The organism is Streptomyces fildesensis (assembly GCF_016107395.1).
In the GTDB taxonomy this organism is placed as follows: domain Bacteria; phylum Actinomycetota; class Actinomycetes; order Streptomycetales; family Streptomycetaceae; genus Actinacidiphila; species Actinacidiphila fildesensis.
The window spans coordinates 20,181-40,027 of sequence record NZ_JAAIKO010000009.1; the positions used below are offsets into that span (position 1 = coordinate 20,181).

The 19,847-nt window shown below is 70.5% G+C and carries 21 protein-coding genes; 8 read left to right on the forward strand and 13 right to left on the reverse strand.

Translation table 11 applies throughout. The features are described 5' to 3' along the window. From rox to C6N31_RS15950, 3 genes are all read right to left on the reverse strand, one after another. Positions 1 to 1,434, reverse strand: coding sequence for a rifampin monooxygenase (rox, locus tag C6N31_RS15940; protein ID WP_198357716.1), 1,434 nt, complete (start codon positions 1,432 to 1,434; stop codon positions 1 to 3). A gap of 58 nt (positions 1,435 to 1,492) precedes the next feature. After that, positions 1,493 to 2,278 carry an SDR family NAD(P)-dependent oxidoreductase gene (locus C6N31_RS15945; RefSeq protein ID WP_138354646.1) on the reverse strand — a complete coding sequence of 262 codons (786 nt, stop codon included), beginning with the start codon at positions 2,276 to 2,278 and terminating at the stop codon, positions 1,493 to 1,495. 65 nt (positions 2,279 to 2,343) lie between these two features. Then, positions 2,344 to 4,176, reverse strand: a complete 1,833-nt coding sequence (locus tag C6N31_RS15950; RefSeq protein ID WP_198357717.1) for a phospholipid carrier-dependent glycosyltransferase — start codon at positions 4,174 to 4,176, stop codon at positions 2,344 to 2,346. A 112-nt stretch (positions 4,177 to 4,288) separates the two neighbouring features. Between C6N31_RS15950 and C6N31_RS43840 the strand changes: the two genes are divergently transcribed. The 4 genes from C6N31_RS43840 (at position 4,289) to C6N31_RS15970 (ending at position 7,606) form a co-directional block, all read left to right on the forward strand. Further along, the gene (locus tag C6N31_RS43840; protein WP_232485266.1) at positions 4,289 to 5,092 is read left to right on the forward strand and encodes a TetR family transcriptional regulator C-terminal domain-containing protein; all 804 of its coding nucleotides are present in this window, start codon (positions 4,289 to 4,291) and stop codon (positions 5,090 to 5,092) included. A 174-nt stretch (positions 5,093 to 5,266) separates the two neighbouring features. Then, on the forward strand, positions 5,267 to 5,848 hold the full coding sequence (locus C6N31_RS15960) for a hypothetical protein (RefSeq protein WP_164292454.1): 582 nt from the start codon (positions 5,267 to 5,269) through the stop codon (positions 5,846 to 5,848). After that, positions 5,841 to 7,112, forward strand: a complete 1,272-nt coding sequence (locus tag C6N31_RS15965; protein WP_138354650.1) for an MAB_1171c family putative transporter — start codon at positions 5,841 to 5,843, stop codon at positions 7,110 to 7,112. Before C6N31_RS15960 ends, C6N31_RS15965 begins: the two co-directional genes overlap by 8 nt. 26 nt (positions 7,113 to 7,138) lie before the next feature. Beyond that, a complete protein-coding gene (locus tag C6N31_RS15970) occupies positions 7,139 to 7,606 on the forward strand; it encodes an NUDIX domain-containing protein (RefSeq protein ID WP_244808955.1) in 468 nt (155 codons plus the stop codon). 74 nt (positions 7,607 to 7,680) lie between these two features. Here the strand turns inward: C6N31_RS15970 and C6N31_RS15975 are convergent, their stop codons facing one another. From C6N31_RS15975 to C6N31_RS15995, 5 genes are all read right to left on the reverse strand, one after another. Continuing rightward, positions 7,681 to 8,574 carry a helix-turn-helix transcriptional regulator gene (locus C6N31_RS15975; RefSeq protein ID WP_138354651.1) on the reverse strand — a complete coding sequence of 298 codons (894 nt, stop codon included), beginning with the start codon at positions 8,572 to 8,574 and terminating at the stop codon, positions 7,681 to 7,683. A gap of 276 nt (positions 8,575 to 8,850) precedes the next feature. Continuing rightward, on the reverse strand, positions 8,851 to 9,423 hold the full coding sequence (locus C6N31_RS15980) for a GNAT family N-acetyltransferase (protein ID WP_164292450.1): 573 nt from the start codon (positions 9,421 to 9,423) through the stop codon (positions 8,851 to 8,853). 107 nt (positions 9,424 to 9,530) lie between these two features. After that, positions 9,531 to 10,682 carry an FAD-dependent oxidoreductase gene (locus tag C6N31_RS15985; RefSeq protein WP_198357718.1) on the reverse strand — a complete coding sequence of 384 codons (1,152 nt, stop codon included), beginning with the start codon at positions 10,680 to 10,682 and terminating at the stop codon, positions 9,531 to 9,533. Positions 10,683 to 10,734: 52 nt separating this feature from the next. Next, positions 10,735 to 11,439 carry a TetR/AcrR family transcriptional regulator gene (locus tag C6N31_RS15990; RefSeq protein WP_138354654.1) on the reverse strand — a complete coding sequence of 235 codons (705 nt, stop codon included), beginning with the start codon at positions 11,437 to 11,439 and terminating at the stop codon, positions 10,735 to 10,737. A gap of 197 nt (positions 11,440 to 11,636) precedes the next feature. Then, a complete protein-coding gene (locus tag C6N31_RS15995) occupies positions 11,637 to 11,828 on the reverse strand; it encodes a DUF6381 family protein (RefSeq protein ID WP_138354655.1) in 192 nt (63 codons plus the stop codon). Between the two features lie 382 nt (positions 11,829 to 12,210). Between C6N31_RS15995 and C6N31_RS16000 the strand changes: the two genes are divergently transcribed. The 4 genes from C6N31_RS16000 to qcrB all read left to right on the forward strand — a co-directional run bounded on the left by C6N31_RS16000 (position 12,211) and on the right by qcrB (position 15,810). Further along, the gene (locus C6N31_RS16000; RefSeq protein ID WP_306664977.1) at positions 12,211 to 12,855 is read left to right on the forward strand and encodes a HemK2/MTQ2 family protein methyltransferase; all 645 of its coding nucleotides are present in this window, start codon (positions 12,211 to 12,213) and stop codon (positions 12,853 to 12,855) included. Then, positions 12,839 to 13,096: a CDGSH iron-sulfur domain-containing protein gene (locus tag C6N31_RS16005; protein WP_138354657.1), complete on the forward strand. Its 258-nt coding sequence runs from the start codon at positions 12,839 to 12,841 to the stop codon at positions 13,094 to 13,096. The genes C6N31_RS16000 and C6N31_RS16005 overlap by 17 nt, the downstream gene beginning before the upstream one ends. Then, complete coding sequence (locus C6N31_RS16010; protein ID WP_198357719.1) at positions 13,093 to 14,127, forward strand: iron-containing redox enzyme family protein; 1,035 nt, start codon at positions 13,093 to 13,095, stop codon at positions 14,125 to 14,127. Before C6N31_RS16005 ends, C6N31_RS16010 begins: the two co-directional genes overlap by 4 nt. A gap of 237 nt (positions 14,128 to 14,364) precedes the next feature. After that, the gene (qcrB, locus tag C6N31_RS16015) at positions 14,365 to 15,810 is read left to right on the forward strand and encodes a cytochrome bc1 complex cytochrome b subunit (RefSeq protein WP_187144715.1); all 1,446 of its coding nucleotides are present in this window, start codon (positions 14,365 to 14,367) and stop codon (positions 15,808 to 15,810) included. Between the two features lie 101 nt (positions 15,811 to 15,911). Here the strand turns inward: qcrB and C6N31_RS16020 are convergent, their stop codons facing one another. The 5 genes from C6N31_RS16020 to C6N31_RS45555 all read right to left on the reverse strand — a co-directional run bounded on the left by C6N31_RS16020 (position 15,912) and on the right by C6N31_RS45555 (position 19,825). Further along, the gene (locus C6N31_RS16020) at positions 15,912 to 16,346 is read right to left on the reverse strand and encodes a DUF7144 family membrane protein (protein ID WP_138354660.1); all 435 of its coding nucleotides are present in this window, start codon (positions 16,344 to 16,346) and stop codon (positions 15,912 to 15,914) included. Between the two features lie 141 nt (positions 16,347 to 16,487). Beyond that, positions 16,488 to 17,537, reverse strand: coding sequence for an alpha/beta hydrolase (locus C6N31_RS16025; RefSeq protein WP_138354661.1), 1,050 nt, complete (start codon positions 17,535 to 17,537; stop codon positions 16,488 to 16,490). Next, entirely contained in the window at positions 17,534 to 18,376 is an 843-nt protein-coding gene (locus C6N31_RS16030; protein WP_198357720.1) for an inositol monophosphatase family protein, read from the reverse strand. The genes C6N31_RS16025 and C6N31_RS16030 overlap by 4 nt, the downstream gene beginning before the upstream one ends. 41 nt (positions 18,377 to 18,417) lie before the next feature. Further along, complete coding sequence (locus tag C6N31_RS16035; protein ID WP_307811441.1) at positions 18,418 to 19,479, reverse strand: aminotransferase-like domain-containing protein; 1,062 nt, start codon at positions 19,477 to 19,479, stop codon at positions 18,418 to 18,420. Continuing rightward, a complete protein-coding gene (locus C6N31_RS45555) occupies positions 19,367 to 19,825 on the reverse strand; it encodes a GntR family transcriptional regulator (RefSeq protein WP_306664978.1) in 459 nt (152 codons plus the stop codon). Before C6N31_RS45555 ends, C6N31_RS16035 begins: the two co-directional genes overlap by 113 nt. Positions 19,826 to 19,847 lie beyond the last annotated feature (22 nt).

Genomic DNA, 19,847 nt, shown 5'->3' on the forward strand with positions numbered 1-19,847 from the left:
TCAGTCGGCGGCGGTGCCGAACCATTCGGCCAGCGGGCCGAGCAGAGCCTGCTGATCGTCTCCGACCCACGCCACATGGCCGTCGGGCCGCAACAGCACCGCAGGCACGTCCAGTTCCTCGCTGACGTTGACCACGTGGTCGACCCGATCCGCCCAGCCCGCCACCGAGAGCCGGCCGGTCCGGTCGAGCAGCAGCCCGCGGCCGTCGTGCATCAGCTCGTACAGGCGCCCCTGCTTCAGCTCGACGTCCCGCATCCGGCGGCCGAGCAGTTCGTGGCCCTCGCCGAAGTCGTAGCGGATGTCGACGGCGGTGATGAGCCCGGTCACGTACCGGTTCACCTCCTCGAAGTCCATCAGCTTCCCGAACAGCTCCCGCAGCGCGGTTGTACCCGGATCGGTCCCCAGGAGCGTGATCCCCGCGCGGGTGTTGTTCAGCACGCGGGCGCCCACCGGGTGCCGTTCGGTGTGATAGCTGTCCAACAGATCCTCCGGAGCCCAGCCGTTGGCCGCGGCAGCCAGTTTCCAGCCCAGGTTGAACGCGTCCTGCACGCCGAGATTCATCCCCTGCCCGCCGGCCGACGGGTGGATGTGCGCCGCGTCGCCGGCCAGCAGCACCCGGCCGACCCGGTAGCGCTCGGCCTGCCGGGTGGCGTTGCCGAACCGGGAGAGCCAACGCGGCGAGTGCACGCCGAAGTCGGTGCCGGCGATGGCCCGCAGCTGCTGCTGGAACTCGTCGAGGGTCGGACCGGTCGCACGGTCCTCGGACACTCCGTCGGCGGGCACGACAATGCGGCATACTCCGTCCTCGTCGGGGGCGCTGACGCCGAATCGCAGTTGGGTCCTGCGGACCTCCTCGACGGCGGCGGCGATCGTGGCCGGATCCTCGGTCACCTCCATTTGACCGATCAGCGTCTCGATCGTGGCGGGCTCGCCGGGGAAACCGACGCCGAGCAGCTTGCGCACTGCGCTGCGGCCGCCGTCGCACCCGACGACGTAGCGCGAGCGAAGGTGCGCGCCCCGACCGGCCATCTCGACGGTCACGCCGTCCTCGTCCTGGCTCAGCCCGACCACTTCGCAACCGCGTCGGATGTCGGTGCCGAGTTCGACGGCACGCTCGCTGAGCAGCCGCTCGCTGACCGGCTGCGGAGTAGCCAGGCCGTACGGGTGTGCCGTGTCCAGCCCGTGCGGCCACGGCTTCATGATGCCGCCGAAGAGACCGCCGGCCTGGAACGTCTCACTGACCGCGCGAAACCGGTCCAGAAGGCCGCGCTGGTCCATGATCTCGACGCTGCGCGTGTGCAGGCCCTGTCCGCGGGACTCCTTGGTCGGCTCGGTCAACTTCTCCAGCACGACCACATGCACGCCGTGCAGCCGCAACTCGCAGGCCAGCATCAAACCGGTCGGCCCGGCGCCGACCACGATCACGTCAATCATCACCACACCCGTTCAACGAAACTGGATTTCGGCCGGCCACGTCCATCTCGCGGACCTGTCATTCCCCGCTCAGCGCGCGGCGCAGGCCCACTTGGCCGATGAGGATGCCCCCGTCGACCGGGAGCGTCACGCCCGTGATCCAGGCGGCGTCCGAGGACGCCAGGAACGCTACAGCGGCCGCGATGTCATCGGGCAGACCGACCCTGCCGAGCGGGTAGTGGGGGGCGACGGCCCGCAAGGCGGACTCGCGCCCCGCCCAGGCCTCGGTGTGGACCGTGCCGGGGACGACCAGGTTCACACGGACGCCACGGGGTGCCGCGTGACCGGCGAGGGTGCGGGTCAGGCTGGCCAGGCCCGCCTTGGCCGCGCTGTAGGCGTGGTTGCCGAAATCCTGCTCGCCGTTGACCGACCCGATGCTGACGATCGCGCCCCGGCGGTCGGGGGCGGCCGCGAGGTGGGGGAGGGCCGCGCGGGCGCAGCGATAGGCGCCGGTGAGGGTGATGTCGAGGTCCTGGTGCCAGGCCTCGTCCGTCTCGTCCTCGAAGAACGGGGCGTCCGGATGGCAGGCGCAGGCGTTGTTGACCAGCACGTCCAGCGTGCCGAAGCGCCGGACCGCGTAGGCGACGGCCGCCTCGACCGAGGCGCGGTCGGCCACGTCGCAGGGCAGCGCCTCGGCCAAGCCTGCGGACTCCCGGATCCCGGCCGCCACCTTCTCGGCACGGTCCCCCTCCAGATCGGTGACCAGCACCTGTGCGCCCTCATCGGCCAGCCGGCGGGCGGTGGCCGCGCCGATGCCGCGGCCCGCACCCGTGATCAGTGCTCCGTATCCCTCGAAACGTCTCATGGACGGCTGACTACCCGGTTACCCCCGGAGCTGAACGGCCATCGGTGGGGCGGACGAGTGGAGGGTCAGCCGTCGCGGCGCCAGATGACCAGGTCGCGCTGAGGGATCACCACCGCGACATGCCAGCCCGATGGAGCCTTCGGCCAGCTGTCCGTAGCGGGGGCGGACGCCGTGCGAACGGTCGTCACGGCGACGTTCGCGCCGTCCGGCGGGGTGTCGGGGCCGGTCAGGTCGCGCGTCCAGACCCGGCCGTCGAGAACCATGTACGCCATCGTGAACCGGGTGCGCCATCCCAGGCCCAGATCCATCACCAGCCGGTCGCCCGGCCGGATCCGTGCCTGTTCCATGAAGCCGGTGGCGTCCGGGTACCCGTGTGCGGCAGTCGGCCGGGAGACGTGCTGGGCGATCGTCACCGTCGCCCATCCGGCGAACAGCGTCAGCGCCATGCCGACCGCGATCATCGCCACAGCGGGACGCCGAATGCTCAGCAACCCTCTCAGCAGGACGGTGGCGGTGAAGACCGTCAGGGCTGTCGCGGTGGTCAGCGGCACCGAGAAGACACCCCAGTCGCCGGACCAGCGACTGGACAGGAACGTGGTGTCCGGAAGGGCCCACAGAATGAAGTTCAGCTTGTGGAAGCGATCTCCCGCGAGGACGGTCAGCGCCGCGGTGAGCGCCACGGTCAGCGCGATCGCCGCCACCGTGGCCCGAACGAGCGCTCTGCGGCCCTTGATCCGGTGGAGAGCAACGGTGCCGGCCAGGAACAGTGCCGGAACCAGGGGTGACAGATAGCGGGCGTTGACGATCGTGTCGATACGGCGGTCCGTGGGCAGGGCGGCCGCGGCGGCCAGCGATACGCCGAGCAGCAGTGCCACGGTCAGGAAGGCGACCACGCGGTCCGCGCGCGGTGCCTTGGTGCCGGCCAGGCAGGCGCAGCAGACCACCAGGCCCAGGGCGCCCATGCCCCAGGTCGAGGTGACGAAGTACCAGGTGTGACCGATCCACCGCATGACGGTGCGCTGGTACAGCTCCGGGGTGCGCAGCGTCTGCCATACGGCGTTTCCCACCTGGCTGGGGTGGGTGCCGTCGAGGCGGGACAGCAGCCACCGGTCCAACTCCCGCTGTGTGGCGTACATGAGCGCGAGGGCCGACAGCGTCGCGGCGGTCGCCGGGCGCGGCGCCCAGTTCCGCGCGAAGGCCACCAGCAGCACCAGGCACGTGAGCGCGACGACCACACCACCACGGTCGTGGACCATCATGCTGAATCCGGCCGCGCTTCCGGCGAGGATCCCCGAGCCGCACCTGCGGCGGAACGGACCCTCCGAGAGCAGCCCGTGAACACCGATCAGCCAGGCCAGGACCAGCGCCGGGAGCGGTGTGTCGGCCAGTGCGAACTGCGAGTAGAAGACCACCGGAGGCAGCATCACCACCACGGTCGCCAGCACGTACGACACCGGACGCGGTACGTCCAGCTTTCGCAGCGCGACGTAGGCAAGCGGCAGTACCAGGCAGCTCAGCAGCGCGTTGATCCCCAGGACGAGGTGGTACGCGTGGACGGGATCGTGGGTGATCCGCAGTGCCGGCGAGATCAACAGCGGGTAGCCGCCGGGGATCACCATGTCGCTGGGGATCTCGGTCGCGGAGCCGCCCGCCAGGAGCCGCGCCAGAACGAGGTACATGTGCTCGTCGGGGCCCACCGTCGGATAGTTCTGGCCGGTGACGAGTGCCAGCCGGAAGACCACCTGCCCGACGTAGCCGGCCGCGACGGCGACCGGCCAGAACCAGCTCGCCCGCACCAGTCGCGCGAGCCGGTCGGCGGTCCCCCTGGCCGACGGCGCTCTCTGCGATTCCGGCTGCAGCCCCACGGGCGAAGTGGCGACGGCGCTTCGCAGTTGCATGGGGAGTGACCTTTTCCTGGCGGCGGGTAGAGGGCGGCTTTCGGCGCCGGCCATGCGTGAGCTTAGGAGCCGATGACGGCCCGGGAACGACATCCGCGCGGGATACCCGCCCTTGAGCGACGAACGTTCGTTTCCCGTTCACCCGGCGCTCAGAAGGCGAGTCAGGGCTCAGCGGCCCGCGCGCTCCCCGGGCCGGCGAGGCGGTGACCTGGCGGCCCGGGGCTGGGGCGGCCTGTTCGGCGGGCTGTACGGCGACGGCTGGCAGGACCTGCGGCTCGACCACGACGAACTCGCGGCAGCGGGCACGGCGCTCGGCTGCGGCGCGATCCGGTTCCTGTTCCCAGAGGACTGCCCGGTCGGAGCGGCGGCGGACGCCGCCGGTTTCCTCGCCGCGCAGAGCACGCGCCAGTGCGGCGTCTGCGTCTCCGGTACGCAGGCGCTCGCCGGCGCCCTGGCCGCACTCGCGCTCGGAAAGGCGTCCGCCCTGACCCATTCGTTCGCCACCACCACTGTGGACCTCGAGCGTGACGCGGACTCGGTGGCACCGTCGGTCATCCTGGCCCGCATCGTGCGGAGTCTGCTCCCCATGGACCCCGAGCTGCGCCAGGACTGGCGGCTGTGGCGGGAACTGTGGGTGCGGGCGCTGCGCGACGAGGAGACGCAGCGGTTCGCCGTCGACCTGTACGACCAGCTCCAGGAGTGGGTCTCCGGCGCGTTGAACCGGGGAATCCAGGCGGGCGAATTCACCGACACCGACGTCGCCGCGCTCAGCACCCACGTCCTCGCCCTGTGCGACGGCTACGGCATCCGCCTCATGCTCAGCGATCCGAAGGTCACCTCCGACAGCGCGCTGGACGCCGTCTGGCGGGCGATCGCCGCCGCGCTGGGGATCGCACCGGCCTTCCCGAAGATCTGAACGCGACGGGTCGCATCCCCGAGTCGCCGCAAGGGCGGCCGGTGCGTGGGGTGTCCGTGGGGTGGCGTACCGTTACTGCTCGAACAGGCGAACCGAACGGCCGCTGCGACCTGAGCGTGCCCGCCGACAGGATCCGACCACTCCTGCCCACGGCACATGCGAGGAGGAGCAGCCATGCGGTGGCATCGCCGCGATCCCATGGCGCCGGGCGCGCTGCGCCGGGAGTGCCGTCGCATCCTGCGGGAGATGCCGGTGCCGGACCCCTTCACCGTGGCCGGGTTCATCAAGAACATCGAGGCGGAGCGCGGCCGTGAGATCCGCCTGGTCGAGTTGCCCGCAGATGTGCCGGGCCAGACCGGAGCCTGCGGCCTGTGGGTGAAGCACCGTCAGCGTCCGCTGGACCTGATTCTGCACGTGCAGGGGACGACGAAGTTCCACCGAAAAAAGATCATCTTCCATGAGCTGTGCCATCTGTGGTGCGAGGACGGCTCCGGCGCGGAGCGGGAGCAGCTCACGCTGCTCTTCCCCGGCATGCCCCCGGAAATGATCGACAGGCTGCTGTCCACCGGTCAGGTCATGGCCCGCAGCGGCTATGCCACGCACGCCGAGGCCCGGGCCGAAACGCTGGCTGATCTGCTGCATCACGAGACCCGGCACGCCCGGATCACCGGTGACGTGACCCTGCGAAATCTCGACGAAAGCCTGTCGCGGCCCATCGCGGGCCCGCGCCGCAAGAAGGTGCTGCCTCATGACTGACGTCATCGCTTACGCAATCATCGCTCTGCTGCTCTTCCAGGCGGTGTGGCGGGTACCGGCCGCACTGCGCGGGCAGTCCCGGGAACGGTCGCTGTGGGGCGCGTTCGCGGCGCTCGCCGTCGCGTGGCTGCTGCGCACCGGCCTGGGCAGGGCCGTCATCGACCGTCTCGGTGTCGTCGACCTCGCGACCCTGCTCAAGCACGTCATCACGATCGCCGGTATCTGTGTGCTGCTCCGATACGTCACGGCGGTCGACGGCGACGTAGCCGCGTCCGACGGCGCCGTCCTGCGACGCGTCCGCATCACCGCGGCCGTGCACCGCATCGCCACCAGAGCTTCCATAGCAACCATGCTGGTCATGGCCGCGGTGTTCTTCATCGTCCTGGACCGCACGCGCACCGAGAGCCCGTACTTCATGGCCCGCCATGCCGGTGAGGTGGGACTGGCGCTCTACATGGGCCTGTTCTACCTCTACACGGCCGCGGCAGCCGCGGTCTGCGCCTACCAGTGGGGCAGTTCCGCCCGCCGGGCGCAGCGCTGGACGCTCAGGATCGGCCTGACGATGATGGCCGTCGCGATGGCCCTGGCCGTGCTGTACGCCTTCCTGCGCACCGCCTACTGCGCGTTCATCACGGTCCACACGGTCTCCATGAGCTTCGTCGACCTGCAGGAGAACGTGACGGACACCGTGCTGTACCTGGTGTTCCTGCTGTGGGTCCTGGGCGCGATCGCGCCGGCCACCCAGTCCGTCATCGACCGCAGGAGGGCGAAGCGGACGCTGACCGCGCTCTACCCCCTGTGGCGCGAACTGGCCCTGGCCGTCCCCTCGGTCGTTCTCCGCGCCCCCAGCAACCTGCTGCCCGGCCACCGCTTCGCCGCGCGTCTGAACCGGGCCCGGGACCTCATGAAGCTCTCCCCGCCGCCCTACCTGCTGCTGGAGCGCTACATCACGGAGATCAGCGACGTGCAGCGCACCTTGAGCCACTACGCGTCGCCGGGTCTGTACACGCGGGCCAAGGCACTCGCCGACGGTCAGGGCCACACCGAGGACGAGGCCCGCGCCGTCGCCGACGCCTACTGGATCAAGAGCGCGCTGGTTGCCATGGCCTCCGGTGCGGTGGCCCACAGCGCTCCGGTCGACGTACCTCCCGCCGATGACGACTTCGACATCCAGGTGGAACGGTTCGTGCGGGCCCAGGCGGCCTACGGCCGGACCGACCCGGAGACCGCCCGGGACCTGCTCCAGACCGACGTGACCGTGTAGCCGACCTTCCGACCGTCAGAGAAAGCGTGAACAGCACCGACATGACCGACAACAACGCCCGCCCCACCGTTTCCGCTGGTCTGCTGTGCTTCAACGAGCACGGGCACGCCCTGTTCGTGAACCCGACCTACAAGCCGTTCTGGAACCTGCCCGGCGGGCACGTCGAGCAGGGCGAGACCCCGGCAATCGCGGCGGTACGGGAGGGCCGGGAAGAACTCGGCATCGACGTGGAGCTCGGGCCGCTGCTCGCCACCGCCTGGATCACCGTCCCCGGCCGCGGCGAGCAGGTGCTCTTCGTCTTCGACGGTGGGGAACTCAGCCCCGAACAGCAGGCGGCGATCACCGTCCAGGAGAGCGAACTCAGCGAGCACGCCTTCTTCCCCACGGATGACATCGATCCGGCTGTGGCTCCGCCGCACCTGCTCGGCCTCCTGCAGAGTGCCCTGCGCGCCCGCACCGAGGGCGGCGTGGCGTACCTGGAGGTCAGCGTCTGACCGGTGGCCGGATTCCGGAGGGGGTGGTGCCACGGGGGTCCGTGTCACCCCCCTTCCGTTGTCGGCCCGGCGGGTCAGTCCAGATCCGTGTCGGTGCCCACGCCCGGCAGTTTGCCGTCCTCGATGTCGTCCAGCAGATCGTTGAGGAAGGACACCAGCCGGGTGTTCAGGGCACCCCCGCCACCGCGTGTCGCCATGTTGCCGACTTCGCCGCACCGGAACGAGGCGATCAGCTCCAGGTTCGCGGCGAGCTCGCGCACGGCTTCGTCGTCGGGCCGGAAGAACTGCGGCGGAGCGTGATAGGCCGCCGCGAGGCCGTCCAGGATCTGCGGTGACGCGTCCGTGCGGGCGCCGGTGCGCAGGTCGCGCACGCTGCTCTCCGAGACCACCGTGCTGCCGGCCTGCGCGTTGATGACCCGGGCGATCTCCGCGTCGGTGGGCGGTGTCTGCCCACCCTGGTACGTGTGCTCGACCATGAAGCTGATCTTCTCGGACAGGGTGCGCGGGTCGCGGCGACGATCGTCCGACGGCGGCTGGGGGAGGGGGGCGTCGTTGCCGAAGGACCGTTCCTGTGCCGCCAGCAACTCCTGGACGCTCACCCCGTACGCGGCGGCCAGGGCCTCGGCGAAGGCCGTCTGAAGGCGGCGTACGCCCCGTTCGGCGTTGGCGACGGGCCCGGCGCTCTTGGTCCCCAGGATGTCCTTGGTCTGGTACTGGGAGTAGCCGGCATCGCACCGCAGGTCGGCGAGATCGGGCAGCCCCTCACGCGGGAACAGCTCGTCCAGATCCGCCCTGAGGGCGGTGGCCAGGGAGGGCAGCTTGTCCCCGTCCGGGGAGGACTGTTCGGTCTCCCAACTGGCCACGGTCGGATCGGCTATGCCGAGGGCCTTCGCGACCTGGCTCTGCGTCAGATCGGCAGCACGGCGCACCGCGCGGACGCGGCGGCCGTCGAAGTGACGCGAAGGCATTCAGCTGCTCCCCGGCTGCTGGTTGTCGTGGACAGGAAAACCTTAACCACTTGATCCGTTCATTGAATCAAGATAACTTCGATTCGACGAACCGAGCGAGGGGGCGACCTCTCGTCCGGGCGTCGCCGGCGTGGTCCCGGCCCGCCCTGAACGGCGCCGCGTCCACGGCTCAGCACGGCACAGCACACACAAGCTACCCACCTGGTGACGTACGGGGGTCGTCACCAGGTGGGTGTCCTACCCACGCCCGGCGTCGAGGACGCCGAGCGCGTCGTGTCAGCGCAGGTCGAGCCGCATCAGGATCCGGGGATGGCCGGCCAGTACCGAGGTGGTGTCGGCGGCGTGGGCGAATCCCGCGCGTTCGAAGTTCTTCCGGATCCCCGCGTACGCCATGGTCAGGTCGACCCTGGCATCCCCGTTGTCGAGAGGGTATGCCTCGATAGCCGGTGCGCCGTGGGCGCGGGCGAACTCGACCGCGCCGGCGATGAGGGAGTGCGAGATCCCCTTCTTCCGGTGGCCGGGGCGGACCCGGACGCACCACAGCGCCCAGACCGGCAGTTCGTCGACGTGCGGGATCTTGCGGTTGCGCGCGAAGGAGGTGTCGGAGCGCGGTGCCACGGCGGCCCAGCCGACCGGCTCGTCATCGTCATAGGCGAGGACACCGGGCGGGGGTTCGGCCCGGCACAGCTCGGCGACGTACTCACCGCGCGCGGGCCCGCGCAGCTCGTTGTTGAGCTTGGACGGAATCCGGTAGCTCAGGCACCAGCAGACGTTCGCTGTCGGCGACTTCGGGCCGATCACGGCGCGGACATCGTCGAAGGCCGAAGCCGGGCGCACCTCGATGGTCACGACACCACACTGCCACGGCGGACGGGGCCACGCCGCCAGACTTCTCTACGAGCGGGGACCGGCCATCGCCGGGCACGGGTTCCGCGGGGCGGCGCGACCGGCGGCGCTCATGCCGTCCGGACGTCGAAAGAGGCGAACATGTCCACCAGCGGCTGCGGGGCGCGGTCGTTGAAGATGACGTCCAGGCCTTCCGCGGACTGCTGAGCCGTCTCTTCGCTGCGGGGGAAGAGGACCTCCTCGTAGGCGGCGAGAGCTGTCTCGACGTCGTCCGGATGTGCGGCCAGGAAGCGCCCCAGATCCGCGCCGTCGATCATGGCGAGGTTGGCTCCTTCGCCGGCGAACGGCGACATCAAGTGGGCCGCGTCGCCGAGCGGGGTCACTCCCGGCACCCGCTTCCAGTGGTGGCCGATGGGCAGGGCATGGATCAGCCGGGGGATCAGTGAGCCGTCCGCGTCGGCGACCAGCTGTCGCAGCTCGGGTGCCCAGTCGGCGAAGTGTTCCAGCACGGCTGCTTTGGCGGGGGCCGTGTCGGTGAAGTCGATGGTCGACAGCCAGTCCTCGGCGGCACGCAGCGCGGTGTAGATGTGCAGGCCGCCGTCGGTCTCCCGGTGACCGAGGAAGCCCTTGTCGTCGCCCAGCGCGAAGAACATGCCGCCGCCGATCAGCTGCGCGGCCCCGGGGTGGCGGGCGTCGGCGTCCAGGAGGTCCACCTCGACGAAGGAGATCCCGGTGTACGCGGGGGTCGCGTCGGAGAGCAGGTGGCGGGTGCGGGACCAGGCGCCGTCGGCGCCGATGAGCAGGCCGGTGGTGAACAGGGTTCCGTCGGCGAGGGTGACCTCGTGCCGCCCGTCGCCCAGGGAGCGGGTCGAGGCGACCTTGGTGCCCCAGCGGACGGTGCCCGCCGGGAGGGAGCCGAGCAGCAGGTCGCGAAGGTCGCCGCGGTCGATCTCGGGCCGGCCGTTCGTGCCGTCGTCCGCCTCGTCGCGCCGGAGGCGGGCGTTCTTGTCGAAGACGCGTGTGGCCTCGCCGCCCCGGTGGACTTTGGCGAGGAACGCGTCGTGCAGGTGCGCGGCGTGCAATGCGGCCTGTCCGGTCTCCTCGTGGATGTCGAGCATGCCGCCCTGGGCGCGGGTCCGGGAGGAGGCTTCGAGGTCGAAGACGGCCGTTTCGATGCCGTGGACGTGCAGGACACGGGCGAGGGGGAGGCCACCGAGACCGGCGCCGATGATGGCGATGGGGTAGTGCGGAGGGGTGCTCATGGCGGAGCTCGATTCTCTTCGGGGGAGGGGTGAGGCCGGACGGTCGGGCCGGTCAGGGCGCGGGCCGCTCCGTGGTGAGGGTGCCGTTGATGACGGAGTGGAAGATCCAGGTGAGGCGCTGTTCCGGGGTTCCGGAGACGAGGTCGTCGGCAAGTGCGGCAATGCGCGGATGCGTGCCCGGGGAGGCCCCCCGCACTGCGGTGACCAGGGCGTTGTGTTCGTCCGCGCTGTCGACGGCGTGGGCTCGGGTGGAGTGTTCGGCGGCGGTGGCAGTGGCTGTCTGGAGCAGCACGTCCACTCCCCAGGCGGCCTGCGGTCCGGGCACCCGGCCTTCGTGCAGCAGGGTGAGGATGGCCTCGACCAGGGCCAGGTTATTGCTGCCTGAGGGCCGGGCGACCAGGGCGGAGTGGGCCAGCGCGGAATTCTCGAGAAGCACGCGGGTGTAGGAGATCAGCACCTGCGTCAGCCGGTCGCGCCAGTCGCCATCGCCATCGCCTTCGCCGGCAGTGGGCGAGAGGTCCACGGAGCCCAGCAGTTCGTCCAGGATCGCCGCGTGCGGCTCGGCGGTGTTGGCCACGTACACGTAGAGCGACGCAGGGCCGGTGTCGAGCTCCTGGGCAAGACGTCGCATCGTGACGCGCTGCAGCCCTTCGGCTTCCATCAGACGGACCGCGGTCTCGACGATGCCTTCGTAGGTGAGGGCGGGCTTGGCGGGCCGCTCGCGGCGGCTGCGGGGTGCGGGGGTTCGCGGGGTCACCCGACCATGTAACGAACATGTTCGTTACGAACAAGTTCGTCGTGCCGTCGCGCCTGCGAATCTGCACCATGGACGCCCAGGAGGCGGTCGACAAGGTCCTCGCGGCGGGAGCCCGGCTCGTCACGCCGCCGACCGAACTGGCCTTCGGCGAAGTGGCCGCGCGTCCGGGGCCGCCGCCGCAAGGCGCTGTTCTTGCGCTACATCATCGGGTCGCTGTCCCTGCGGGCGATGCTGCTTTCCTGCTCGCTCTGATCCTTCAGCCGACGGGCCTTGTCCTTCAGCCGCTGGCGGTGCTCCGGATCAGTGGCCCGCTCCGCGGCCTGTTCCAGCTCCTGCGCCTTTGTTCGCATCTGCCGTATCCGGCCGTTGGACTCTTCTGCGACGCTCATGGTGATCACTCCCTTGGGTAGCCGAGCGGGCCCTGCCGACAGGGCAGTGCCGGTGCTCCTCCGCACGTCGAGGACCGCGTCACGGAACACCCTCTCCACGGGGAGCCTTCCCGTCGTACCCGGGATGAGAACCTCCCGGATCGGCGGCGGCCCGCCCCGCGCCGGTTCCGCGCGGGTTCCGCGCCGGGAATCACGGTGGCCACGAGCCCCGCCGTAGCACGAGCGCACCATATCGTCACGGAGTGTCATGGCTCCCATGGCGGTCCGGGATGAGTGCGCGGAGAGTTGATGGCGAGTTGGATTTCGCTCTCGTGGTCTCCCTGAGCGGAGGATATTCATGACTGTCGAAATGCCACGGCCGGCCCAGGGCCCTCCTGCACGCATGCTGACCCTGCCGGGCGTCTACGTCCCCCAGTACGACACACAGTTCCTGATGGCGGCGCTGGACCAGGAAGAGATGCGCCCTGGCAGCGACGTCCTGGATCTGGGCACGGGCAGTGGGGCGCTCGCGGTGCGGGCCGCACAACTGGGCGGGCGTGTCACGGCTGTCGACATCGCCTGGCGTGCGGTGATCACCGCACGGCTGAACGCCTTCCTCTGCCGACAGCGGGTCACCGTCCGGCGTGGAGATCTCACAGCGTCGGTATCCCGACGCTCCTACGACATCGTGCTCAGCAACCCTCCCTACGTGCCCGCTCCCAGCGGGCTGCCGCCCGGGCGCGGGCAGGCGCGCTCCTGGGACGCCGGGGGCGACGGCCGGGCCCTTGTGGACCGCATCTGCGACGTGGCACCCGCTGTCGTGCGTCCCCAGGGCGTGCTGCTCCTGGTGCATTCGGATCTGTGCGGCACCGAGGCCACCTTGCGGCGCCTGTCGCTGGCGGGAATGCGGGCAACGGTGAGCGAGCGCGCGCTCGTGCCCTTCGGGCCGGTGCTGCGTTCCCGGTTGCCGTGGCTGCGCGAACGGGGACTGATAGCCGACAGCCAGGACCGGGAAGAGCTGGTGATCATCCGTGCCGAACACGCCTGAACGGCCCCGCCGCATCACCGTCGACCCGGAAGGACCACTCCTGGTGGAGGGGCCGGTGGAGGTCGTCGCGGACGACGGCAGCGTCTCCACGTCACATCGTTTCGTCGCCGCGATCTGTACCTGTCGGCGCAGCCGGATCTACCCCTGGTGCGACACCAGTCACCGGCGCCGCACCAGGCCGGACGAGAAGGTCGACCAAGAGGGTGCGGCTGAACCCGCCGCCGGCGGGGTCGGGCGATGACCGCCTATCAGGAGTCGCGGAGCGTGCGGCCCGTCCTGCCGGTAGGGCGAGGTGAACTGTCCCATGCGGTGATCGCGGCGTTGGCCGGGGGGCGACCTCTGGCGGCCGGTACGGAGACCGTGCGGGCGGATCCCTATGGCGACGATCTGCAACTCGCCCTCTACGTCCTGTACGAACTGCACTACCAGGGCTTCGCGGGCGTGGACGATGAGCGGGAATGGGACCCGGAACTGCTGGAGTTCCGGCGCGTGCTCGAACAGCGTTTCCTCGAATCCCTTCGCTGCCAGGTCCGTTCCGCATCCAGCCTGGAGGAAGCGTTGGCCGCCCTCCTGGTCGAGCCTGTCGTCGCAGACCACGAGGATGCCGGGGTCAGCCACCATCTGCAGCGCGAGGGCTCGCTGGAGAACCTGCGGGAGTACGCGGCCCTGCGCTCCCTCTACCACCTCAAGGAGGCGGACCCGCACGCCTGGGTGCTTCCCCGGTTGTACGGCCGTGCCAAGGCAGCGATGGCCGCCGTCGAGTTCGACGAGTTCGGCGCCGGCCGCGCGCAGGACCTCCATGCCCGGCTCTATGCCGATCTCATGGAGGACCTCTCCCTGGACATCGGATACGGGCGCTACCTCGACGCGGCCCCCGCCGAGGAACTCGCGACGGTCAACCAGATGTCGCTGTTCGGCCTGCACCGAAGCCTGCGCGGAGCTCTGGTAGGTCACTTCGCCGCGGTCGAGGCGACCTCGTCACCGGGCTCCCGCCGCCTGGCCCAGGCGATGCGGCGAACGGGGGCGGGACCGGCCGCGGAACGGTTCTACGACGAGCACGTCGAAGCCGACGCCGTCCACGAACAAATCGTGCGCCGCGACGTGATCGGCGGTCTGCTGGCCGATGAACCCCAGCTCGAAGCCGACATCGCCTTCGGTATCGAGAGCACGAAGTTCCTGGAGGACCGCCTCGGCGCCCACCTCCTGCACGCTTGGCGCGGCAACCGCAGCGCCCTGCGAAGGCCGCTGAACAGCGTCCTGCCCACGCCATGAAGGCCGGGGTCTTCGGGCGGCACCAGGAACGGTAGTGAGCCCCCGCGCCACCCACGACATCGGCCCGTGAGAACTCGAGAATTTCTCACGGGCCGTCGTGTCACATTTCTTCGTCCCCCGGTGTCTTAGTAGCGCAGGCATGAAAACAGCCGACGCTGCCGACCGGGAGGCCGGCGCCCGGCGACCGCCAAGGAGGGCGCTGGCATGGGCAAGCGGACACCCGCCGGAGGACGCACCATGACGAGACTGCTCGCTGCGGTATCCCCGGCCGGGCCGGCGCGGCGGTGGTCGCGGCGGCGTACACCGGCGGACCCCTGGTCGACGCTGTTCGGCAAGATCGCCGCCTACACGTTCGTCGTACTCGTCGTCACCGGCATCCTTCTGGCCCTGTTCTACCGGCCGGACATGGCGCGCAGTCGCTACGAAGGTTCCTACCGCCCGCTGCACGGGGTGGTCGTGAGCCACGCCTACGCGTCGACCCTTCGCCTCAGTCTCGAGGTGCGCGGCGGCCTCCTGCTGCGGCAGGTGCACCACTGGGCCACGCTGATATTCGTCGCCGCGATCTGCCTCAAGCTGGTTCGCATGTTCTTCACCGGGGCGTTCCGCAGGCCACGCCTGCCGCTCTGGTCGATCTGGGTGATGCTGCTCGTGCTGGCCATGGCAACCGGACTGACCGGCACGATCCTGCCGGACGACATGCTGTCCGGCGGCAGCCTGGGGCTCGTCCAGGGCATCCTCCAGTCGATCCCGCTGATCGGAACCCGTCTGACCTTCTGGCTGTTCGACGGCGAGTTCCCGGGCGAGGCCATCATTCCCCGCTTCTACTGGCTGCACGCGGTGGTGCTGCCGGTCGCGATCATCGGCCTGTTCGTCCTGCGGCACCGGCTCGTGCGGAAGCACGGCCACCCCCGGCTGCCGGCGGCAGCCACCCGCCGTCCTCGGTGGCTGGGGCCGCTCCCGGTGACCGCCGGACCGGCGCTGTTCTTCGGAACCTGCGGGGTGCTGGTGCTGCTCGGCGCACTCGCCCAGATCAACCCGATCTGGCTGCTCGGCCCTTATCGTCCCGGAGAGATCACCGCGGGGGCGGTTCCGGACTGGTACCTGGGCTTCCTGGACGGCGCGGTGCGGCTCATGCCGGGCTGGGAGTTCGAGGTGGCGGGCCGCACGCTGACCCTCGCGGTGCTGGTGCCCGCGCTGATCATCCCCGGCGCGTTCTTCACCTTCCTGGCGGCGTACCCGCTGATCGAACGTCGTCTGACCGGTGACAGGGAACTGCACGACGAGCTGGATCGCCCCCGCGACGCGGCGACCCGCACGGCGGTCGGGGCGGGGGCCCTCGCCTTCTACGGACTCCTGTGGGCTGCCGCTGCCAACGACCAGATCGCTGTCCACTTCCATCTGTCCCTCAACGACGTCACCCAGTTCTTCCGGGTAGCCGTTCTGGCCGGACCGGTACTCGCGTTCGTTCTCACCCGCTGGTTCTGCCTCGGACTGCTGGAGCGAGCAGGCGACGAGGCCGCGCACGGCCGCGAGACCGGACGGATCGTCAGAACCCCGGAGGGCGGCTACATCGAGATCATGGAACCGGTCCGGGACAGGCGGAAGCCCGCCTCCATCGACCCGCCCGGTTCAAGTGGCCTACGCCCGACGGGATCCCGCCCACGGGCCGACCTGCACCAGTAGTGGTCAGTACCGATCGCGGACTTCGGCGGGGTCGGTGTCTTCGCCCACACAGAGGGCAATGTGCCCTACCTGATCGTCTACCGGCACAAGGCCCAAGCTCGTCAGCCGGCGGTTTCGTTCGAGTAGACGAGCAGCGCCCACAGCACGAGGACATCCAGTGCGATCGCAACCAGCGCCCATACCGGGTAGTACGGCAGGAAGATGAACTGCAGCGCCATGGTCGTGGCCGCGAGGAGCACACCGGCGCCCTTGGCCCATGGCATCCCGATCAGCAGGCACAGGCCGACCACGACGAGAGCCGCGCCGAAGAGCAGGTGGATCCATCCCCAGGCGGTGACATTGAACCCGTAGGCGTAGTTGACGACCGCTGTGTAGGGGTCGTTCTTCGCGATGGCGGAGGCACCCTGCAGAATGCCGAGGACGCCGCTGATCGCCAGGACCACCCCGGCGAACGCCGCTCCTCGCGGTGCCGGCGCCCTGGCGTGGTCCGTTCGCCCGCTGGTGCGGGGTACTCCACCCGACGGCTGGGCTGTCATCAGAACCTCCGTTGTCCGACGTTCCGGGACTGCGAACCGGGGTCCTTCGCGTGCCGATCCAGTCGAATCGTCCAGCCGGCTCCTCTTCCATGGTCAACCGCTCGGTCCAACCGTGCCACCGGAGGTTCCCGCACCCTCCGGTTACGCCCCTGACCGCGGGTTTCTCGTGCCGGACTGCGTGAGAAGACGCTGGAGCCAGCGGGTGCGGGCGTTGCGGGCGTCCTGACTGAGGGCCGCTCGCGGTGCCAAGCCGTCGAAGCCGTGGTAGGCGCCGGGCCATACATGCAGTTCGGCCTGGCCGCCGGCCTGCCAGATCGCATTCGCGTACGCCACGTCCTCGTCCCGGAACATCTCGGCCGAGCCGACCTCGACATAGGCCGGGGGGAGTCCGGAGAGGTCCGTGGCGCGGGAGGGGGCCGCGTAGGGCGGCAGGTCCGCGGCGCCGTAGCGGTCACCCAGCAGCGCCTTCCACACGGTCGCGTTGGAGGTGAGGTCCCATACGCCCAGGCCCGTCATCTGATGGCTGGAGAAGGTGCTGCCGCGGTCGTCGAGCATCGGGGACAGCAGCAGTTGTCCGAGTGCCCCGGGGCCGCTCCGGTCACGGGCCAGCAGGGCGAGGGCCGCGGCGAGTCCGCCGCCGGCGCTCTTCCCTCCGATGATGATGCGGTCCGCGTCGATGTCCAGTTCTGCCGCGTGCGCGGCTGCCCAGACGAGGCCGGCGTAGCAGTCCTCCAGCGGTCCCGGGTAGCGCGTCATGGGCGCCAACCGGTACTCCACCGAGATGACGGCCAGCTCCAGCGGGAGTGCCCACTCGCGGAGAATCCGTGGAAGCACGGACCACGCGTTGCCCATGACCATCGCGCCGCCGTGCAGGTAGTACAGCAGCGGCAGGGGTCCGACGAGTCCGGACGGCCGCGCGCTCACGAGCGTGACGTCCGGTCCGTCCGGCGGTCCCGGCACGGAGAACTCGGTCACCTCGAAACGGCCGTCGGCGCGCAGGTCCTCGGCCGTCGGTCTGGGCCGGGTCACGGCATCCCGCTCCTGCCGGGCCGCAAGATTGTCCGGAGTGACCGGCTCCCTCGGCCCCTTGCCCAAGGCGGCCAGTGCGACGCTCAGTTCAGGGTCGAATGGGGGAGCGGCTTGCGGCGTCGGGGCTCGGCCGGACCCTGACGGCGTGCGGTGGACACTCATGACCCGGCCTCCGGCCGGCCGGTGGGACGCTGCCCGGCATCCCCGGCCCGGCTCCGGATCATCGACATCAGCAGCCCGTGGGTCCCGGCGTCGGCAGCCACGACAAGTCCGCGGCCCGCCTCACCGATCGGGGCGCCGTCGATCCCGGTGACCACACAACCGGCGGCACGGCACAGAGCGATGCCGGCGGCGAAGTGCACGCTCCCCGACAGGTCGCCGCCATCGGTGACGTACGCGGCACGCTTGCCGGCGGCGACCCAGGCCAGCGCCAGCGTCGTGGACACGACCCGCGGCCGGAACCGCTCGACGAACCCGGCGTGGGCCAGCAGGTCCACGGCCCGGAAGCCGGGCGCGCTCGGGAACGGCGGATCCAGGTTGACGTCCACCAACTGCGTGGCGGACGTGGGCGCCAGCCGCACATCGGCGCCGTCGTGCCGCACCCTGGCCGTCTCACCGTCGGTGAAGAAGACCTCGCCACTGAACGGATCGGCCACCGCGGCCGCCCCGTCACGCAGCGCCACGTTGACGGCCACCAGCATGTTGCCGACGGCGTAGTTCAGCGTCCCGCACAAGGGATCAACCAGCCACTGGCGCGCAGCCTCGGCGGCCCCCTGCTGCCCGCCTTCCTCGCCCAGTACCGCGTCCTCGGGTCGGGCGGACCGGATGACGTGGAGAATCGCCTTCTCGGCCTCGATGTCGGCGGCGGTGGCAAAGTCCCCGGCGCCCTTGTCGACGCGGGTGAGCCGTTGGCCGTACATGTCACGCACCACGTCCGCGCCGGCGCGTGCCGCGGCTATCGCGACTTCGGCATCGTCAAGGCTCGCGGATGAGTTGATCATGCCGTGCAGGATACCGGCGGCACTCTCACCGACGCGGTGGGTCAGCTGGAACCACGACTCGTGGTCAGGTGGGTGAACAGGGCGTCGAGGGCGGCCGGGTAGGTGTGTTCGGACGGGGCGGCGAAGCCGATCAGGAGGCCCTGGGGGCGGTCGGCCGGTTCGTGGTGGAGTTCGGTGAGCCCGCGCAGGGCGAGGCCGTGGCGGGCGCAGTGGGTCAGGAGCTCGTGTTCGGTGGGGCCCTCGGACGGGAGGGTGAGGAGGGTGTGCAGGCCGGCCGGGACGCCGTGGGCCGTGAGGCCGGGGGTGGCGGTCAGCCGGTCGAGGAGGAGTTCGCGTCGGCGCCGGTAGCGCAGCCGGGTGGCCCGGACGTGGCGGTCGTAGGCGTGGGTGGTGATCAGGTCGGCCAGGACGAGTTGGCCGAGCGTCTCGGTGTACAGGTCGGCTTCCTGTTTGGCCCGCACCACCGGTGACACGAGATGGGGCGGTAGGACGATCCAGGCCAGGCGGAGCGCGGGCCCGAGGGTCTTGGACGCGGTACCGCAGTGGACGACCTGGTCGGGGGCGATGCCCTGGAGGGCGCCGATGGGTTGGCGGTCGTAGCGGTACTCACCGTCGTAGTCGTCCTCCACGATCAGACCACCGGTGGAGCGGGCCCATCCGCACAGCTGCTGGCGGCGGCCGGGATGCAGCGGGACGCCGGTCGGGTACTGGTGCGAGGGGGTGAGAACCGCGGCCCCGATGTGCGATGTCAGCGCCTCCACGCGGGCGCCGTGGGCATCGACGCGCAGCGGGAGAGTGGCGAGCCCGGCGCGCTGCACGACTGCGCGGAAGACGTTGTGGCCCGGGTCCTCGACGGCCGCGGTGGTGATGCCGGACGCGGCCAGCACCCGGCAGAGCAGACCCAGGCCCTGGTAGTACCCGGAGGTGATCACGATGCGCTCCGGGGTGGTGATCACCCCACGGGTGCGCCCCAGGTACTCGGCGAGCGCGCTACGGAGTTCGATCCGGCCCTGCGGGTCGCCGGCGCCGAAGACGTCGGGGCGGGCGTGGGTCAGAACCCGGCGGGTGGCGGCGAGCCAGGCCCGGGTGGGGAAGGCGCTGATGTCGGGGAGCCCGGGGCGGAGGTCGTGGCGGGGGGGCCGTGGGCGCCGGTTCGGGGCGCGTGGGGGCCGGGGTGTGGTGCGGCGTGTCGGCGACGATGGTGCCCGATCCCGGGCGGGTGGTCAGGTGGCCCTCCTCGACCAGTTGGTCGTAGGCGGCGCTGACGGTGCCCCGGGCGATCCCGAGTTCCTGGGCCAGCCCGCGGGTCGACGGCAGGAGCGCCCCGGCGGGCAGCCGCCCCTGCCGGATCGCCGTCCGGAGAGCCGACTCCAGGCCGGCGCGCCGCCCACCGGCGGCGTCGAGGTCGATGTGCAGATCGAGCCGGGAACTGGACCAAGAATTCGGCATGAGACCGGATCTTATTCCTGGT